At 68.7% G+C, this 16,472-nt stretch carries 12 protein-coding genes and 2 pseudogenes; 3 read left to right on the top strand and 11 right to left on the bottom strand.

The genetic code is table 11. The features are described from left to right. Position 1: 1 nt before the first annotated feature. Positions 2-1,594 (top strand): ABC transporter substrate-binding protein, encoded by a 1,593-nt coding sequence (locus ACRYA2_RS13835; protein WP_433629093.1) that lies wholly within the window; start codon positions 2-4, stop codon positions 1,592-1,594. A 48-nt stretch (positions 1,595-1,642) separates the two neighbouring features. Here the strand turns inward: ACRYA2_RS13835 and ACRYA2_RS13830 are convergent, their stop codons facing one another. Both ACRYA2_RS13830 and ACRYA2_RS13825 read right to left on the bottom strand, forming a co-directional pair. After that, positions 1,643-2,809, bottom strand: coding sequence for a CBS domain-containing protein (locus ACRYA2_RS13830; RefSeq protein WP_433629090.1), 1,167 nt, complete (start codon positions 2,807-2,809; stop codon positions 1,643-1,645). Between the two features lie 183 nt (positions 2,810-2,992). Continuing rightward, positions 2,993-3,508 carry a DUF7858 family protein gene (locus tag ACRYA2_RS13825; RefSeq protein ID WP_433629087.1) on the bottom strand — a complete coding sequence of 172 codons (516 nt, stop codon included), beginning with the start codon at positions 3,506-3,508 and terminating at the stop codon, positions 2,993-2,995. Positions 3,509-3,679: 171 nt separating this feature from the next. Here ACRYA2_RS13825 and ACRYA2_RS13820 point away from each other — a divergent pair, with 171 nt between their 5' ends. Next, entirely contained in the window at positions 3,680-4,588 is a 909-nt protein-coding gene (locus ACRYA2_RS13820) for a transcription initiation factor IIB (protein ID WP_433629084.1), read from the top strand. A 5-nt stretch (positions 4,589-4,593) separates the two neighbouring features. Here ACRYA2_RS13820 and ACRYA2_RS13815 read toward each other — a convergent pair whose 3' ends face one another. The 9 genes and pseudogenes from ACRYA2_RS13815 to ACRYA2_RS13775 form a co-directional block, all read right to left on the bottom strand. Further along, positions 4,594-8,145, bottom strand: a complete 3,552-nt coding sequence (locus ACRYA2_RS13815; protein ID WP_433629081.1) for an Eco57I restriction-modification methylase domain-containing protein — start codon at positions 8,143-8,145, stop codon at positions 4,594-4,596. Positions 8,146-8,197: 52 nt separating this feature from the next. After that, positions 8,198-8,884: a MinD/ParA family ATP-binding protein gene (locus ACRYA2_RS13810; RefSeq protein WP_433629078.1), complete on the bottom strand. Its 687-nt coding sequence runs from the start codon at positions 8,882-8,884 to the stop codon at positions 8,198-8,200. After that, on the bottom strand, positions 8,881-9,093 hold the full coding sequence (locus tag ACRYA2_RS26640; RefSeq protein ID WP_472850127.1) for a DUF8080 domain-containing protein: 213 nt from the start codon (positions 9,091-9,093) through the stop codon (positions 8,881-8,883). The genes ACRYA2_RS13810 and ACRYA2_RS26640 overlap by 4 nt, the downstream gene beginning before the upstream one ends. Before the next feature lie 116 nt (positions 9,094-9,209). Beyond that, positions 9,210-9,626, bottom strand: a pseudogene (locus ACRYA2_RS26635) (DUF7857 domain-containing protein); the annotation flags it as partial. A gap of 26 nt (positions 9,627-9,652) precedes the next feature. Beyond that, positions 9,653-10,608, bottom strand: a pseudogene (locus tag ACRYA2_RS13800) (DUF7856 family protein). Beyond that, positions 10,605-10,943: a DUF7855 family protein gene (locus ACRYA2_RS13790; RefSeq protein ID WP_433629067.1), complete on the bottom strand. Its 339-nt coding sequence runs from the start codon at positions 10,941-10,943 to the stop codon at positions 10,605-10,607. The pseudogene ACRYA2_RS13800 and the gene ACRYA2_RS13790 overlap by 4 nt, the downstream one beginning before the upstream one ends. Positions 10,944-10,978: 35 nt before the next feature. After that, a complete protein-coding gene (locus tag ACRYA2_RS13785) occupies positions 10,979-11,581 on the bottom strand; it encodes a DUF7504 family protein (protein WP_433629065.1) in 603 nt (200 codons plus the stop codon). A gap of 219 nt (positions 11,582-11,800) precedes the next feature. Next, positions 11,801-12,076, bottom strand: coding sequence for a DUF7854 family protein (locus ACRYA2_RS13780; protein ID WP_433629063.1), 276 nt, complete (start codon positions 12,074-12,076; stop codon positions 11,801-11,803). A 1-nt stretch (position 12,077) separates the two neighbouring features. Continuing rightward, complete coding sequence (locus ACRYA2_RS13775) at positions 12,078-14,174, bottom strand: minichromosome maintenance protein MCM (protein WP_433629060.1); 2,097 nt, start codon at positions 14,172-14,174, stop codon at positions 12,078-12,080. 198 nt (positions 14,175-14,372) lie between these two features. Here ACRYA2_RS13775 and ACRYA2_RS13770 point away from each other — a divergent pair, with 198 nt between their 5' ends. After that, the gene (locus tag ACRYA2_RS13770; protein ID WP_433629057.1) at positions 14,373-16,427 is read left to right on the top strand and encodes a DEAD/DEAH box helicase; all 2,055 of its coding nucleotides are present in this window, start codon (positions 14,373-14,375) and stop codon (positions 16,425-16,427) included. Positions 16,428-16,472: the final 45 nt, after the last annotated feature.

The following is a 16,472-nucleotide window of genomic DNA, read 5'->3' as shown; positions in this document are numbered from 1 at the left end:
GATGACAGACGACACACCGACACTCACGCGGCGAAGAGCGCTCCAGGGAATCGGCAGCGTCGCCGGCATGGCGTCGCTCGCCGGCTGTGGCAGCGTCGTCGGCAAGTCGGAGCAGCTCCGGTACGCGCAGGTGCTACCGCCGCAGACGCTCGACCCCGTCGTCATCGACGACCCGTGGTCGGCGCAGGTGGCGAACCTCGTCTTCCAGGGGCTGTACGCCTACGACCGGGGGATGAACCTCGTGCCGGTGCTGGCGAACGGCGAGCCGACGGTGAGCGACGACGGCAAGCGGTACGCGGTGACGCTGAAGAAGGGGGCGACGTTCCAGAACGGCCAGGCGGTGCGGGCCGAGGACGTGAAGTACTCGCTCGACCCGTCGACCTATCGCGGGACGACGCCGTCGCCCAACCTCTGGCAGGTCGAGCCGATACGGAGCGTCTCGGTTGCGGACGAGCGCACGGTCGAGTTCGAACTGAAGCACCCGTATCCGGCGTTCGAGCACACGTTGACCCGGGCGGTCGTCCCGAAGGCGTCCCGGAACGGCAACGAGGAGGCGTTCGGGACGGAGAAGCCGGTCGGTTCCGGCCCCTACGAGGTCGACGTCTTCAAGCCCGGGTCGACCGCGCTCCTGACGAGCTGGGACGGCTACTGGCAGAACGTCGACCCGGGCATCCGGGACGTGAAGTTCGTCAGCAACCACGCGGGACTGGCGCGGTCGATGAGCCTCAAGACCGGCCAGAACGACGTCGTCGAGCGCATCCAGCCGAAGCTCTGGTCGGCGACGAAGAAGTTCCCGGGCTCGCGGGTCACGAAGACGAGGAGCTACCACTCCACGTTCGTCGGGTTCAACACGAGCGACGGCCCGACGTCCAAGAAGAAGGTCCGGGAGGCCATCGACTACCTCCTCCCGATGAGCGACCTGGTCGAACACCTCGTCGGGGAGACCGGCGAGCGTCAGTACAGCCCGCTCCCCCGCCACGTCTCCGAGAAGTGGGGCTTCCCGCTGGAGAAGTGGAAGGACGTCCCGCACGAGAGGAACCGGGAGAGAGCGCGGACGCTGATGGAGGAGGCGGACGTCGGCTCGTGGAGTCCCCTCGTCGCGGTGCCCGAGGACCTGATGCGCGAGAAGTTCGCCGAGGCCATCGTTCACGAACTGAAGAAGCTCGGGTTCCGGAAGGCGCGGACGAAGAAGTACTCGTGGTCTGGCTTCCGGGAGACGATACTGAGCGGCAACTCCTCGAAGTACGCGATGTTCGTCGGGTCGTGGGCCGGGGCCGAGGACCCCGACTCGTTCCTCTACCCCCTCTTCCACCGGAACATGGAGGGGGTGACCAACGCGACGTTCTACCGGAACCCCGACCTGATGGAGAACCTAGAGCGATCCCGCCAGGTCGACGACCGTCGGAAGCGCAAGCGACTGTACGAGGAGACCGTCACGACGCTCCTCGAAGAGCGGGTCCACCTGCCCGTCGCCAACCTCTACAACTCCTTCGGCGTGAAAGACCGCGTCGAGGGGTTCGAACCGCACCCGCTCTCGCAGTACAATCCGCAGTTGCTCACCCCCGACGGGCGGTCGGTGTCGCTGCGCGAGTAGCGACCGTAGGGCGAGACCGCAGTCGGAGCGGGCGGCGGGCGTACGCCGCTACAGCGGCTGTTCGTGCTGGGGAACGTCTTCTTCCGACCGTCCGCTGCTCTGGATGATGTTGAAGGCGGTCATCAGGTCGGTTCGCGAGATGATGCCCGCCAGGTCGCCGTTCGCGTCGATGACGGGCATCCGACCGATACCGTGCTGCTGGAGCGCACGGAGGGCGTCTATCGCGTCGCTTTCGGCCGATATCGTCTGGACTTCGCCCGACATCACGTCGTCGACGCGGTACGCGTCGCGCTCGACCTGGTCGACCTCGCGGGCGTCGTCCAGCGTCACGATGCCGACGAGATTGCCGTTCTCGACGACGGGGTAGCCGGTGTGGCGCTCTCGGAGCATCCGGTCGAGCAGGTCGGCGACCGAGTCGTCCGGCGACACCGTCTTCAGTTCCGACGCGGGCGTCATCACGTCCCGAACCAGGACGTCGCTGAACGCGGCCGCGAACACCGTCTGCTGGGCCTCGCTGGTCGCGCCGATGTAAATGAAGAAGGCGATGCCGATGAGGACGATGTTGATCTGCAGCAGGCCGAGGAGACCGAGCAGGATGGCGAACAACTTGCCGACCTCCGCGGCGGTCTGGGTCGCCTGCGCGAACGGTCGAGTGCGCGCGAGCAGTGCGCGCAGGACGCGACCACCGTCCATCGGGAATCCCGGCAGGAGGTTGAAGGCGGCGAGCACGAGATTCATCAGCGCGAGATAGCCGACGATGAACCGCACCGCCTGCAGGTCGACCGGGACGAGAAAGAGCGCGGCGTAGGAGAGCACGCCGAGCGCGATGCTAACCGCCGGACCGGCGATGGCGATGAGAAGTTCCTCGAGCCAGTCTTCGGGCTGTTCGGTCAGGCTGGCGATGCCGCCGAAGATCCACAGCGTGATGGAGTCGATGGGGAAGCCAAAGCGCATCGCCACCAGCGAGTGACCGAGTTCGTGGAGGACGACCCCGGCGAACAGGCCGACCGCCGCTATCGTGCCGAGAATCCACGGCATCGACCCGCCGGTCAACGGCTCGACCGTCAGTTGCACTCCCCAGAGCATGTTCAGGATGTCGACCCACTGACCGATCTGCGTCCCGATGATCCACGCGAACACCGGCAGAATCAACAGGAACGTCAGGTCCAGCTTTATCGGGATGCCGAAGGCGCTCCCGATTCTGAAGCTTCTCATAGACGTACGTAGCGCCGGAACCGCCTTAAACCTCCCCGCGGAGGCGACGGTTCGCGGTCGTCCGAAGTCGGGGCAGGTTGCCGACGTCACTCCACCGCGGTGCGACGCCGTTCCGAGATGAACTCGGTGCAGGTCGTCGACGTCACTCGCTCGTCACGCGGCGACGTCGCTCCGACACGAGAGTCAGAGCAGGTCACCGACGTCGCTCATCGTCTCCCCCAGTTCGTCGCGCTTCCTGACGGTGGCGTCGCCCGCGGGCGAGAGCGCTCCCTCGACCGCCTTGACGGCCCCGTCCAGCGGGTCGTGGGTCTCGACGAACGCCGCCAGCGCGAACTCCGTCTCGCTCGCGCCGGTGAGCGCCTTCGCGTCCGACCGCGAGAGGTCCGCCGTCAGCCAGTCTCCAACCACGTCCCGGGCCGTCGGGCCGAGGGGGGAGACGCCGTCGAGCCCGAGCAGGTGGAGCGTCTTCGCCGCGGTGACGGGCGCGACCCCGGCGTCACGGCCGGCGTCGCCGACCGACGCGCCCGCCGTGAACGATTCGACGACCGTCGCCGCCGAGGTGGGGTCGCAGGGCAGGTCGTCCGCGAACGGGACGAGACGCTCCCGGAGGTCGCCGTCCGTGTCGTCCACTACGGCGACGCCGCGGTCGCACTGCTCGGCCGTCACCTCCAGCCCCGCGACGATGTCGGAGAGCGTCACGTTCGGAGGTCCGTCCGCCACCTACTTCAAACTTCTAGACAGGTATCAGTCGTGATATCTCCCCGCGGGCGGAACCTACCGGTTACCGGTACGTTCGAGCGCCGCGAGCGGGTTTCGTTCGCCGTCTCCGGCGCTCGTTTAAATACCATCTCGGACGAAGATTCGAACGTGATGAGCAAAGCACACGCGCCAGTCGAAGGCTGTCCGGAGTGTCACGGCCAACTGCGAACGAGCGGCGAAGAGACCGTCTGCACCGAGTGCGGGCTGGTCGTCGCCGAAGATCAGCTCGACCGCGGGCCGGAGTGGCGGACGTTCGAGGGCGACGGCGATTCGAACCGAAAGCGCACCGGCGCACCGCTGACGCGCTCGCGCCACGACCGCGGGCTGACCACGGAGATCGGGTACGGCAAGCGAAGCAATCGCCTCACCGGCCGCAAGCGCCGGCGCGTCGCCCGGATGCGACGCCAGCACAACCGCGCCCGGATACCGACGAAGTCCGACCGGAACAAGGTGTACGCGTTCACCGAGATTCGCCGGCTCGTCGGCGCGCTCTCGCTCCCCGACTACGTCCGAGAGCAGGCCTGTACGCTGTTCGAGTCCGCCCAGAACGAGGACCTCCTCTGCGGTCGCTCCATCGAGGGGTTCGCGACCGCGACCGTGTACGCCGTCTGCCGTATCCGCGACATCTCCCGGAGTCTCGAAGAGGTCGACGACGCGGCCCGGGCCGACCACGAAGAGCTGAAATGCGCCTACGACGCACTGAACCGCGACCTCGGACTCCCGACCGGTCCCATCGACCCGGGCGAGTACCTGGCGCGGTTCGCGACCCGTCTCGACCTGCCGCACCCGGTCGAGCGGCGCGCACGGGAACTCGTCGAGGCGGCCCACGACCTGAACCTCGTCGCGGGCAAGAACCCCGTCGGCGTCGCCGCGGCGTGTCTCTACACCGCCGCACGCGAGCGAAATCACCCGCTCACCCAGCGCGAGGCCGCCGACGCCGCGGACGTGACGCCGGTGACGCTCCGGTCGACGTACACGACGCTCCGGGACTCCGGTCGAACGACCGTCGGCCCGGAGTAGGTCGCCTACTGCAGACGGTAGTAGGCGTCCTCGACCGCCGCGAAGTAGTCCTCGTCCATGACGCGCGGGGACGTGACGCGGTGGAAGTCCTCGAGGACGAACTCGACTTCCTCGCCGTCGAACCCGTACGCGTGGAACGCGGCCGCGTCGACGCGCGCCTGCTTCTCGCGACGGGTCTCCTCGTCGTCCGGGTCGACGGCCGCGAGGCCGCCGAGCCGCCGACGCATCTCCGCGAACGGCTCGCCGTAGCAGTTCAGTTGCGCGGCCGGCCGCCAGACGGCCTCGAAGTAGTCGTCACCCCGGGTGAGATGCGGGACCTGCGACTCCCGGAACTTGTACATGACGACGCTCTTGTCCACCTTGGTCCGCATCAAGTAGTCGAACGGGACGCTGTTCAGCAGGCCGAGCGCAGCGAACAGCTCCTCGTCGGTGAACACCCGTTCGTAGACGCCGTGGAGCGGCCGCTCCGCCAGGTCCGAGACCGAGGGAACTATCTCGAACGGCCGGACTGTGTGGAGCTTGTTGTGACACACGGGACCGGGCGGAATCACCGCGGCGATCATCGTCCGCTCGTCCGTCGGCTGTGCGACGTCGCGGTAGACGATGCGATACTCGGTGCAGTCGAGTCGAACGTCGTCCGCGCGGAGCGGTTCGCCCCGCGCCGCTTCGAGCAGGTCGTCGACCGTCGACCGCATCGACCCGGTCGCCCGAACGCCGTACCGTTCCCGGACGGCGTCGGACTCCGTCGCGAACTCGTACAGTTCCCGCTTGAGCGTTCGGCGGCCCTTCTCGCGGACGCGCCGTCTGGCGCTGGCGGCCGAGCCGTCGTCGACCGACCAGAACCGCGGCGGTTCGAGGTCGTGGACGCGGTCGTCGTAGGCGTAGCGGTAGACGCTCGCGCCGCCGAGAACCGGATAGTCGCCGTCGTCCGCCGTCTCGACGAACCGGTCGGCGTCCTGCGTCCGGTCGAGTTCCCGGTAGGGGTCGGCGTACCAGCTTCCCCCGTCTGGCTCCGAGACCGGCGGGTGGTCGACGACGGTGTCCAGCACGTCGACCTGCGCCTGGGAACGGACCATCGGGAAGAGCCCCGCGATGGGCGAGTAGTCGGCGAGCACCGCCCGGGGAATCTCCAGCAGTCGGTCCGTGCGACCGTTCCGGAGCTCTCGTAGGACGGTGAGGTCCGTCTGGCCGAAGACTCCTCTGAGACCGTCCGTCTCGCCGGAGTTCTCGAACGCGACGACGCCGAACTTGTACTGGTCGTGCAGGTCGTCGAACGTTCCCTTGTTCTCGAAACCGAGGATGGACTCGACGCGCTTGCGGTCGAGCAGCCGGGTCCGGAGGTCCTTCGTCGCGAGGCCGGTGAAGACGTTGCCGGGCAGGAGCAGCGCGACGTGCGTGTCCTCGCGCGCCAGCCGGTAGACGCGCTCGAGGAAGAGCGCCGACAGGTCGGCGTCGGTCGAGCGCGTGCGACCGTCTATCGCCGGCTGCTGTAACTCGTAGTCGTCGCTCCCGCGGAAGTACTCCGCCAACCGGTGGTGTTCGCGTTCGAACCGCTCGTACTCCGCTCGCAGCCCCTCGCGTCGCTCCAGGAGCTCGGTTACCCGGTCGTCTTTCGCCGCCGGCGGCAGGCTCCGGAACGACTCGTCGTACTGCGAGAAGAAGTCGTCGCGGGTCGGACGAATCCGGTCCCAGGGCGGGTTCCCGACGACGACGTCGAACCAGCCGTCGCGGTACGCCCGCGCGAACTCGACCGGCCAGTGGAACGGATCGTGGTCTCGGACCGCCTCGACGTCGACCGCGTCCACTCCCGCGTCGCGGAACGCGGCCAGCACCCGTTCGTCCAGTTCGCGCCGGCACTCGTCCAGCAGTGTCTCGGCCCGTTCACCGAGTGCCGCCGCCTCCCGGCCCGACGCCGCCTCCCGCGCGTCGAGACGGTCCGCGATCGCCGCGACGCACTCGTGCAGGCGTCCCCCGAGCGCGTCCTCGTCCGCGTCGGCGAGTCCGATGAGGGCGTTGCCGGTCCGGAGGTTGGAGTCGAGGGACGGCAGCGGTTCGACCGCGTCCGGGTCGTCCCGGACCGCCGCGAGCGTCGAGAGCCACAGCCGGAGCTTGCAGGTCTCGACGGCACCGGCGTCGACGTCGACCCCGTACAGGTTCTCCCGGACGATGGTCCGCCTCGCGAACGGTTCGTCCTCGTCGGGCGGGCGCTCTATCGCCGCCCGAACGGTCTCCGGGGGGTCGCCGGTCGTCGGGCGCGAGTACCGCTCGCGGAGGCCGTCGATGCACCGGAGGGAGACGTCCAGTAGCGCTCGCTGGGCGGCGAGCAGGAACGCGCCGCTGCCGACGGCGGGGTCGAGGACCTTCGTCCCGCGAACGACGTCGGCGTACAGCGTTTCGAGGTGCGTGCCGTCGTCGAGCGCCCGGTCCAGCGACTCGTAGGAGTGGCCGTCTATTCGCTCGTTGAGGTCGTCGAGGAGGCGCGGGTAGATCGCCTCCTGGGCCATGTACTCCGTTATCTCGTCGGGCGTGTAGTACGCCCCCATCTCCTTCCGGTCGACCGTCTGTTCGAAGATGTGGCCGAGAATCGACGGCGAGAGGGTCTTCGGTTCGACGACGGCCGCTAGCTCGTCGACGCGCCAGCGCCACTCGTCGAGGAACTCCAGGACGCGGCGGTAGAGCGCGTTCTCCCGTTCGACGGAGTCGCCGAGACGGACGTCCGGGTTGGCGCGCTCGACCGCAGTCGGCGCGAAGAGGCCACAGTCCAGGGACGGCAGCGAGTCGTCCTCGAAGAACGACGCGTCGACGTCGTCGTCCGCCCCTGCGAGGACGCCGAACAACGGCCCGTAGAAGGTCTCTGCGACGCCAGTCGCCGTCGACTCGGCGAGTGCGTGCCGGTCGAGGAGGTAGCTTCGGTTCCCGTCGAGCAGTCCCTTCGCCTGGACGAACTGCAGGAAGAGAAGGCGGTCGAAGAGGACCTGCACGTACCGCCGCTTCGCGTCGCCGGCCTTCCTCGCGGTCACGCCCGACACAGCCTCGGTCAGGTCGGCGCGAAGCGACGCGAACGCCCGGTGGAACGCCTCGACCACGTCGCTCGCGACGTAGAGGTTCCGGACGGAGGTCGGGTCGCCGGCCGCGACGCCGTTCAGCCTGTCGAGGACGGAGAACCGCCCGCCGTCGGGACCGACATAGCGCTTCTCGAAGGCGAACCGCCGGTACGAGACGCGTCCCCCCGGGCGAAACGGCCGCTCGCGGGTGAGGAACGTGAACCGCCGGTAGTCGTCGGTGACCAGTGCGGTACCGAACCGCCCGCCGAGGGCGTCCTCGTAGTCCGTCGGCGACCGACCCTCGGCGGCCTCGACGACGCCGACGAGCGCCTCCGGTGCCAGTTCGAGAAAGCGGACGTCCGCGCCGGCGAGTGCGTTCCGCTGGTCGTCGGTCAGTTCCGGCGCGCTCGCATCGTCGAGGCCGCGATAGCCGAGCGTCTCTACGACGGCGTCGAGGTCGTCCCATCCGGCGACGTCCCGGGCCGTTATCCGGCGGCGACGGCGCGCGTTCATCTACGGACCATGAGAAGACTCTGGATTATAAATCGTGTCGTCGGTCCGAACGTTACTCGACCCGCGCCCGACGGGAGGCGACCGACGCCCGGCGAATCGCTCGTCCCAGCGCCTCGAAGCGGTCCGCCGCCACGCTCTCCGGCGCGAGCGACGCGACCGGGCGACCCTGCCGCTGTGCCCGTGCGACCGTCGCCGACTCCGGAATCGCGGTTGTGGGCGCGCCCAGCGTGTGCGCCACGTCGTCGGTCGGCGGGTCCCGACCGGTGCGGTTCAGCGCGACGCAGGCGAGACCGGCGTCGAAGCGACGGGCGAGCGCCCGCGTCCTGACCGCGTCGGCCAGCGCGGCCCGCCGGGGCGTCGTCACGAGCGCGCAGGCGTCCGCCGCGACCAGCGGCAGGCCCGCGTCCGCCGCCATTCCCGCCGGGCAGTCGACGACGACCCACTCGCGCTCCGCGGCGAGGTCCGCCATCGACGACGCGAAACCGGTCAGGTCGCAGGCGCGCGCGCCGGCCAGCGTCCGTCCGCAGGGGAGCAACGCGACCGGTCCGGCCCGCGTGACGGCCTCGCAGGGGTCGGCGCGTCCGGCGAGCACGTCGTGGAGGTCCGGCCCGCGACCCGCCGGAAGGTCAGCCATGGCGAGGTCGGCGTCGACGACGACGCCGTCGAGTTCCGCGCCGAGGTTCAGCGCGATCGTCGACTTGCCGACGCCGCCCTTTCCGCCCGCGACCGCGACTATCACGCGAGCCTCCGGAACGCGGACAGCGGAACGTCGGCCGCGGTGCGTTCGCGCAGGTCGGCCGCGCGGGTTTCGAGCGCCCGGAGCGCCGCGCGGTCCTCGCGGGTCGCGGCCAGGAGTTCTTCTGCGCCCGCAAGTCCGCCCGCCGATTCCAGTCGGTCGGCGGCCGCCCCGAGCGACCGCGCGTCCGCCAGCGCCTCCCGGCGCTCCACCCGCCGCTCGACCGCCGCCAGCCACTCCGCGACCGGGACCGGGAGGTCGCCTCCGCGTCCGACCGCTCGTCGTCGGCCGACCGCTCGCCGTCGGGCAAGGGCGCGACCGCGTCCGCGGGCGGTCGGGGGTCGCCGAGCGAGCGAATCGCACCCGCCACGGTCGCCTCCGCGTCGACGGCGACGGCCGCGGCGTCGAGGCCGGCACCGCCGGCCGGACCGGACCCGGAATCGTCGGTCGGCGTCCCGGCGCGTTCGGTCCAGACGACCTCGACGGGCGGGTCCTCCGGGGCGGCGGGGCTGGCGTACCCCAGCGAGCGACTGCTGTCGGCCGCGACGACGCTCTCGAAGCCGCCGTCGTCCCAGCCGGATTCGGGGACGCCCTCGCGCCGCGGCGGCCAGACCGGTCCGTCGAGGCGGTTGCCGACCCGAATCCGGGTCGCGGTCTCGGCCGGGTTCTCGACGACCAGTTCGACGAGCGTCACCGTTCCGTGCACGCCTGTCCGCGCGTCGGTCGACCAGCGAAGCGTCACCATGGTCGGGCGTGGTCCCGTCTTCACTCTTAAACGTAGAGGACGGGCGCGTCGAGGCGGTCGGCCGCCGCGGCCGCCGACGGAAAGCGGTCGCAGGCCAGCACGACCGGCGCGGCGAGGTCGGCGACGCGGACGACCGCGAGCGCCGCCGTCACGTCGTCCGGCGGCGAACGGAGGGACGGGCCGCCGTCCCGAATCGCGGCCGCCGTGCCGTCCTCCGGAGTCGCTCCGGCGACGGCCTCGTTCGAGCCCCGCTCGGCCACGTCGACGTCCCGTTCCGCCCCGGCCGAACCGTCGTCCCGCACCGCCGCGACCGCGTCGGCGAACTCGTCGCGGACCTGCCGGGCGAGGTGGGCGCGCGCCTCACGTTCGAGGTTCGCTTTCCGGTCCCGGAGGCGGAGTCGTCTCTCCCGGTCGTTGCGGGCGGACTCGGCCCGCTCGCGGGCGCGGTCGAGCGCCTGTTCGGCGGCGATGCGCTCCGTCTCGGCCTCCGAGAGACGACACGTCGCTTCGAGGAGGCGCTCCTCCGCATCGGTCGGGTCGGCGTCCGCCTCGCGCAGCGCCTGCACCCGGCCGCGCAACGCGGCGACACGCTCGCGCAGTTCCGTCTCCGAACCGGCCGCCTCCGCGACGCGACGGCGGGCGTCCCGGAGCGACACCGCGGGCACGTCGAGGTCGGCGATGCGCCGCTCCAGGCGCGCTATCTCGTCGGCCTGCGGCGCGGTCAGCCGCGAGAGTGCGCCGCGGCCGCCAGCGCGGGGCGCACCCGGCAGGTCGCGTCCGGACCGACGACGCCGACCCGGTCGTGGACCGGTCCCGGGTCGGGACAGCGCACCACCAGGTCGTCTCGTCCGGGACCGCTCCCGTCCGCCGGGTTACCGGTTGCGGCACGGACCGCCGCGGCGACGTCGGTCGGGTCGAGGTCGTGCGCCGAGAGGTCGACGGCCCGCCCCGAGCGACGCTCGCCCGCGACGAGGACGTTCATAGCTCCTCGCCGCGCATCGACTCGGGGGACGGGTGCCCCGTTCCGGCCGCGAACTGGGCGTATGGCGTGCTCGCGTGGTCGCGGTCCTCGTACGACGACGCCGCCTCCCTGACCGCGTCCGGCACGTCGCGAAACTCGTTGAGTGGCGCGGTCCGCTCTAGCTGGACCGCTCCCTCGTGTTTCGCACGGAGTCTGAGCGCGAGGAACGCGCCGAACTCCGTCGGCTTCAGCAGCGCCGCGCGGCCGAGACGCCGGACGCCGGACTCCTCGTGGGCGTTGCAGACGTTCCGGAGCGTCTGGCGGGCCGGCTGGGAGTGCGTTATCACCAGCAGCACACGAGTTCCTTCTTACCTGATAGATTTAAAATTAACTAGCGCGTGCGAACGGACCACTCGCCGTCGTCGAACTCGGCGACGGCGTCGAACAGCGACTTGAGCGTGTTTATCGTCTGGTCGTCGTGCGCCGCCGGGTCGAGGTGGAAGTGGGCGGTGACGCCCGCCGTGGCGAACCGACCCGTCAGCACGTGGAGGAACTTGTACACCGTCTGCACGTCGGCGTACTGGAGCAGCGCGGTCAACGAGTGGAAGCAGGCCACGGTCCGGTTGCCGTCGTTCTGCCACTGCTGGAGCACCTCGCTTATCTTGATTCCGAGTCCCGTCAGGTCGCCCGGGTTCGACAGCGTCTCGATGACGGCGTCCGCCGGCGTCTCCTGGACTGGCGACGAACTGGCGGCCGACCGGACCGTCTCGCCGACGCTGACGAATCGCAGGTTCGCCGGACGTTCGCCGACGTGACCGAGCCAGTCCTGGACGCAGCCGTCCGGCGACCGGGTGAACGTGACCCAGAGGACGTTCTCTCGTTCCGGCGACTCCTGCGAGAGCAGGTCGAGGCAGACGTCGTCGGTCTCGGAGTGCATGGACGGCGAGAGCAGCAGGATAGACGATTCCCCGTCCAGCTCGGTGAGTTCGGTCATTCGTGGATGCTCCCGGGAACTGCGTGTCCGCTCGCCGCGTGGTCCGTCCCGTGCCATCGTGTGGAATTCATCGGGCTACCGCCATTATTATGGACCCTATAACCCGGTCGAAGCCGGGGTGTGGTTTCGGGCGTTGATGCGTTCGCACGCGCAGTTTCGTGTCTTCTCTTTCCGAGAGCAAGCTTATTTATTTTTCCATGTCGATGGAACTGTCAACACTCACATCGTTTCGAGGTCGAACTCCAGTTGCTCGGCGTCCAGCAGGTCGGCGACGCGAGCGCGGGCGTCGGCTTCGCTCTCCGCCACGACGACGACGCCGTCCGCGGGGTCGGCTCCCGTCGCTCGATACGCCGAGAGGTCCGGGTCCTCGAACTCGGTCGCGTACGTTCGCAACACCGTCAGAACTCGCTCTTCCGTCTCCCGCAGGTCCGACTCGCCGGCCTCGAAGTCCGCGAGCGCGTCCTCGATGTTCCGGAGCGCGGAGATGCAGTCCATCCTACGTCGTCCTCAGGTGGTCGGTCGAGGGCTCGTACACCTCGCCTTTCTGCTTGAGCTTCTCGATTTCGTGTTCGGCCTTCGAGGGGTCCATGCCGACCTCGTCCGCGCGGTCGAGCACCACGTCGACCGGCGCACCTTCGTCGTACTCCTCCTCGATGTCCGCGATGACCTGTTTGATGTTCTTGATGCGGTCGCGCTGGCTCTTGGAGGTCCCCGTCTCGACCACGTCGGCGTCGAACTGTCCGGTCTCCGGGTCGACGCCGATGTCCTGCAGGCACGAGCGGACGATCTCGATGACGCGGTCGGCGTCCTCGCGCTCGACGGTGTCCGAGAGGCGTACGCGGGCGCTCGCTTCCGCGAGGCGGACGAGCGCCTCCAGCTTCCGGGCGGTCACCGGCACCGGCGCGTCCTCGTCGGCCCCCTTCGAGCGCAGGTCGACGTAGAAGTCCTCGATGGCCTGTTTCGCCTCGTCGGTCATCGTCGGGAAGACGTTCGCCTTCGCGTAGGCGATGTACTTCCGGAGCAGGTCGGCCTCGATGGCCGGCGCGACCTCGTCGGTCTGCTCGTCGACCGCCTCCTGAGAGACGTTCGGCGCGTTCATCTCCGTTCGCTGGGTGTTCAACTCGCCCGCGAAGTTCGTCTGGAGGATGTGCTCGGCGAGTTGGCGGTCCTCCTGTTCGTCCGGCTGGTCGGTGACCGTGAAGATGAGGTCGAACCGCGAGATGAGCGCCGGTTCGAGGTCTATCTGTTCTCCGATGGACTCGTACTGGTCGAACCGGCCGTACTTCGGGTTCGCCGCCCCGAGCAGCGAACAGCGCGATTTCAGCGTCGCGTTGATGCCGGCCTTGCTCACGCTGATGGACTGCTGTTCGAGGGCCTCGTGCATGGCCGACCGGTCCTCCGGCCGCATCTTGTCGAGTTCGTCCACGGCAGCGATGCCCTTGTCGGCGAGCACGAGCGCGCCCGCTTCGAGCGTCCACTGCTGACCGTCGCCGAAGTCGTCGCGGACGGCGGCCGCGGTCAGCCCCGCCGAACTCGACCCCTTGCCGGAGGTGTAGACGGAGCGCGGCGCGATGTTGCGGATGTACTGGAGCATCGCGGACTTCCCCGTCCCGGGGTCACCGATGAGGAGCATGTGCAGGTCGCCGCGAATCCGGGAGCCGTCGGGGAGATGCTTGGTCACTCCGGAGAAGAGCTGGAGAATCATCGCCAGCTTCTCCTGACGGTAGCCGTAGATGGACGGCGCGATGGAGTCGACCATCTCCTCGTAGATGCCGTCGGTGTTGGAGAGTTCCGCTATCTTCTGCTTGTCCTCGTCGGTGATCTCCATGTCCTCGAACTCCTCGTCCTCTATCTCGACCGACACGCCGTCCATGTACACGTCGAAGACGGCGGACTTGTCCTGGCCGCTGCCCTGCTGTTCGAGGTGGAGGATGCCCGTCACGGTGACGTGGTCGCCGGGCGTCACCTCGCCGGTGATGTCGTCCTCGATGTGGACGTCGATGCTCTCAGGCGTCTCGCCGCCCCGGAGTCCCTCGGGACTCTCCTGGATGCGGAGCTTCTGCGAGTCGATGAACTCGGACTGGTCGAAATTGATGCGGAACGGACCCTGTCGTTCGCATCCCTGGCACTCGTGTGGCTCCTGGAAGTCGCCGCCCTCCTGCGGGATGTAGGTCAGGGTGCCGCACCGCTGACACTCGAACGCCGCCTCCTGTATCTTCGGACGGACGCTCGTCGCCTTACGGACGATACCCTGCACGCTGACCAGCGTGTTGACGTGCCGGGCGCGGATGGCGCGGATGGCCGTCACTTCCGGCAGGCCGCGCATCCGGACGTGGGCCTGCCCGAGACTCACGTCCACCGGGAGGTCGTAGAGCCGTAACGCCTCCTCGGCGTACTCTTGGTGTTGCTGTGGCTGTGCGAGGTAGTCGTCCGCCAGGTCGGCGTCGTAGCGATAGAGGTCGTCCCAGTCGACGTACAGTGACCGCTGCTCGTTGGGGTACTGTTGTGCGAGGTCCCCGATCTCGTCGCTGTAGTAGCGCCGGTAGAACTGCTCAAACCGGTCGACGAGTTCTGTGTTCTCCGCGCGGGCCATTCAGTGACCCTTGGCACTCGATTAGGTAAGAAGTTTCGCAAAACCTGATAGTGGTCCCGGCGGTGGTCGTTCGCCGGACCCGTCCACGTTCGTACGTCTCCGCTGGCGTCGCTCCGCCCCGAACCGTCGCGGTGACGATACGCACCTCGAATCCAACGATTCGAATCGCTGAAATAGCTCGACCGTGTACCGATATTCGTGTCGAAGCAGGCCCAGCAGGTGGATACGCTGTTCCTTCACGAGGTGGACCGGGGCTACCAGGTGGTGGTCCGGCAGGGCGGCGAGCGACGCTTCCAGGCCGTCCTCGAACTGAAGGAGACGGACGCGGGGCCGCGCCCCGGACGGTTCCGGGTCAAGCAGGGCTCCAGCGAGGAGCCGCGCAGCCCGGACGAGTTCGTCGAACTGGCGCGGGGAGCCGGCCGCATCCGCATCTCCCAGCAGACGTCGAGCGGGGCGCGCGACGAACTGAAGGCGCTGCTGTCGGGCTACCAGCTCGACGCGAAGGCGGTGCGGACGTGTCGCTTCTGTGCCAACGCCGGACGCTACTCGCCCATCAACAGCGACACGGCGATCGACGCCGGCGAGGAGTACATCTGCCCCGACTGCGCGAAAGAGGAGCTGGAGCGCGAACTCGCGTTCCAGGGCGACCTGACGAGTTCGGCGAAAGAGCGCCTCGAAGAGCTCCTGGTCGAGGTCCAGGACCTCGAACGCATCACGAACCTGTTGAAGGGACAGCTCGACCCGGACCTGACGAAGTTCGACGAGATCAGCGCGAACGTCGAGGACGTGGACACCGTCCCCGTCGAGTCGCTCTCGCTGCATCCCGGCATCCAGAACCTCCTCGAACCGCGGTTCGAGGAGCTGTTGCCGGTCCAGAGCCTCGCGGTCCAGAACGGCCTGCTGGACGGCGAGGACCAGCTCGTCGTCAGCGCGACGGCGACGGGGAAGACCCTGGTCGGCGAGATGACCGGCATCGACCGCGTGCTGAACGGCAAGGGGAAGATGCTCTTTCTCGTCCCGCTGGTCGCGCTGGCGAACCAGAAACACGAGGACTTCGAGGAGGAGTACGGCGACCTCGTCGACGTGACCATCCGGGTCGGCGCGAGCCGTGTCCGGGACGACGGACACGCGTTCGACCCGAACGCGGACGTCATCGTCGGCACCTACGAGGGCATCGACCACGCGCTCCGGACGGGGCGGAACCTCGGCGACATCGGGACCGTCGTCATCGACGAGGTCCACACCCTCCAGGAGGGCGAGCGCGGCCACCGCCTCGACGGCCTCATCTCGCGGCTCAAGCACTACTGCGAGCAGCGCGAGCAGCGCCGACAGGAGTACGACGGTGCGCAGTGGGTGTACCTCTCGGCGACCGTCGGCAACCCATCGGACCTCGCGGAGTCGCTCCGGGCGAACCTCGTCGAGTTCGAGGAGCGACCCGTTCCCCTCGAACGCCACGTCACGTTCGCAGACGGGAAGGAGAAACCCGACGTGGAGAACAAGCTCGTCCGCCGGGAGTTCGACCGCGAGTCCTCGCAGGGGTATCGCGGCCAGACCATCATCTTCACCAACTCCCGTCGACGCTGCCACGAGATATCCCGGAAGCTGGAGTACAGCTCCGCACCGTACCACGCCGGTCTAGACTACGGCCGCCGGAAGAAGGTCGAGCGCATGTTCGCCGACCAGGAACTCGCCGCGGTCGTCACGACGGCGGCGCTGGCGGCCGGCGTCGACTTCCCGGCGTCGCAGGTCATCTTCGACTCGCTGGCGATGGGCATCGAGTGGCTCACCGTCCAGGAGTTCCACCAGATGCTCGGGCGGGCGGGTCGCCCGGACTACCACGACCGCGGGAAGGTGTACGTCCTCGTCGAACCGGACGGGAGCTACCACAACAGCATGGAGATGAGCGAAGACGAGGTGGCGTTCAAGCTGCTGAAAGGCGAGATGGAGGACGTGCGCACCCTCTACGACGAGAGCGCCGCCGTCGAGGAGACGCTGGCGAACGTCACCGTCGCCGGGAAGCAGTCCAAGCGCCTGAACGACCGGATGATCGGCGACGTGCCGACCAAGCACGCGCTCGGCAAACTGCTGGAGTACGAGTTCATCGACGGCTTCGAACCGACCGACCTCGGTCGCGTGGTGACGACGCACTTCCTCGCGCCCGACGAGGCGTTCAAGATGCTCGACGGCATCCGCAAGGACCACCACCCGTTCGACATCGTCGCGGACTTAGAGCGCCACGGCGAAGAGGAGTAAAGCACGGCACGCCGGCCAGACGCGGTGGCCGGTATAACTAACTAT

The sequence above is a fragment of the Halomicrococcus pelagicus genome, assembly GCF_050954125.1.
Note: the sequence above shows the minus strand (reverse complement) of the source record. Positions and strands in the feature narration are given on the sequence as shown.

Bases quoted from the DNA above. Each gene is read 5' to 3' on its own strand.
- ACRYA2_RS13835 (WP_433629093.1), top strand. From the start codon at position 2: ATGACAGACGACACACCGACACTCACGCGGCGAAGAGCGCTCCAGGGA.
- ACRYA2_RS13780 (WP_433629063.1), bottom strand. From the start codon at position 12,076: ATGGACTGCATCTCCGCGCTCCGGAACATCGAGGACGCGCTCGCGGAC.
- ACRYA2_RS13830 (WP_433629090.1), bottom strand. From the start codon at position 2,809: ATGAGAAGCTTCAGAATCGGGAGCGCCTTCGGCATCCCGATAAAGCTG.
- ACRYA2_RS13815 (WP_433629081.1), bottom strand. From the start codon at position 8,145: ATGAACGCGCGCCGTCGCCGCCGGATAACGGCCCGGGACGTCGCCGGA.
- ACRYA2_RS13785 (WP_433629065.1), bottom strand. From the start codon at position 11,581: ATGACCGAACTCACCGAGCTGGACGGGGAATCGTCTATCCTGCTGCTC.
- ACRYA2_RS13820 (WP_433629084.1), top strand. From the start codon at position 3,680: ATGAGCAAAGCACACGCGCCAGTCGAAGGCTGTCCGGAGTGTCACGGC.
- ACRYA2_RS13775 (WP_433629060.1), bottom strand. From the start codon at position 14,174: ATGGCCCGCGCGGAGAACACAGAACTCGTCGACCGGTTTGAGCAGTTC.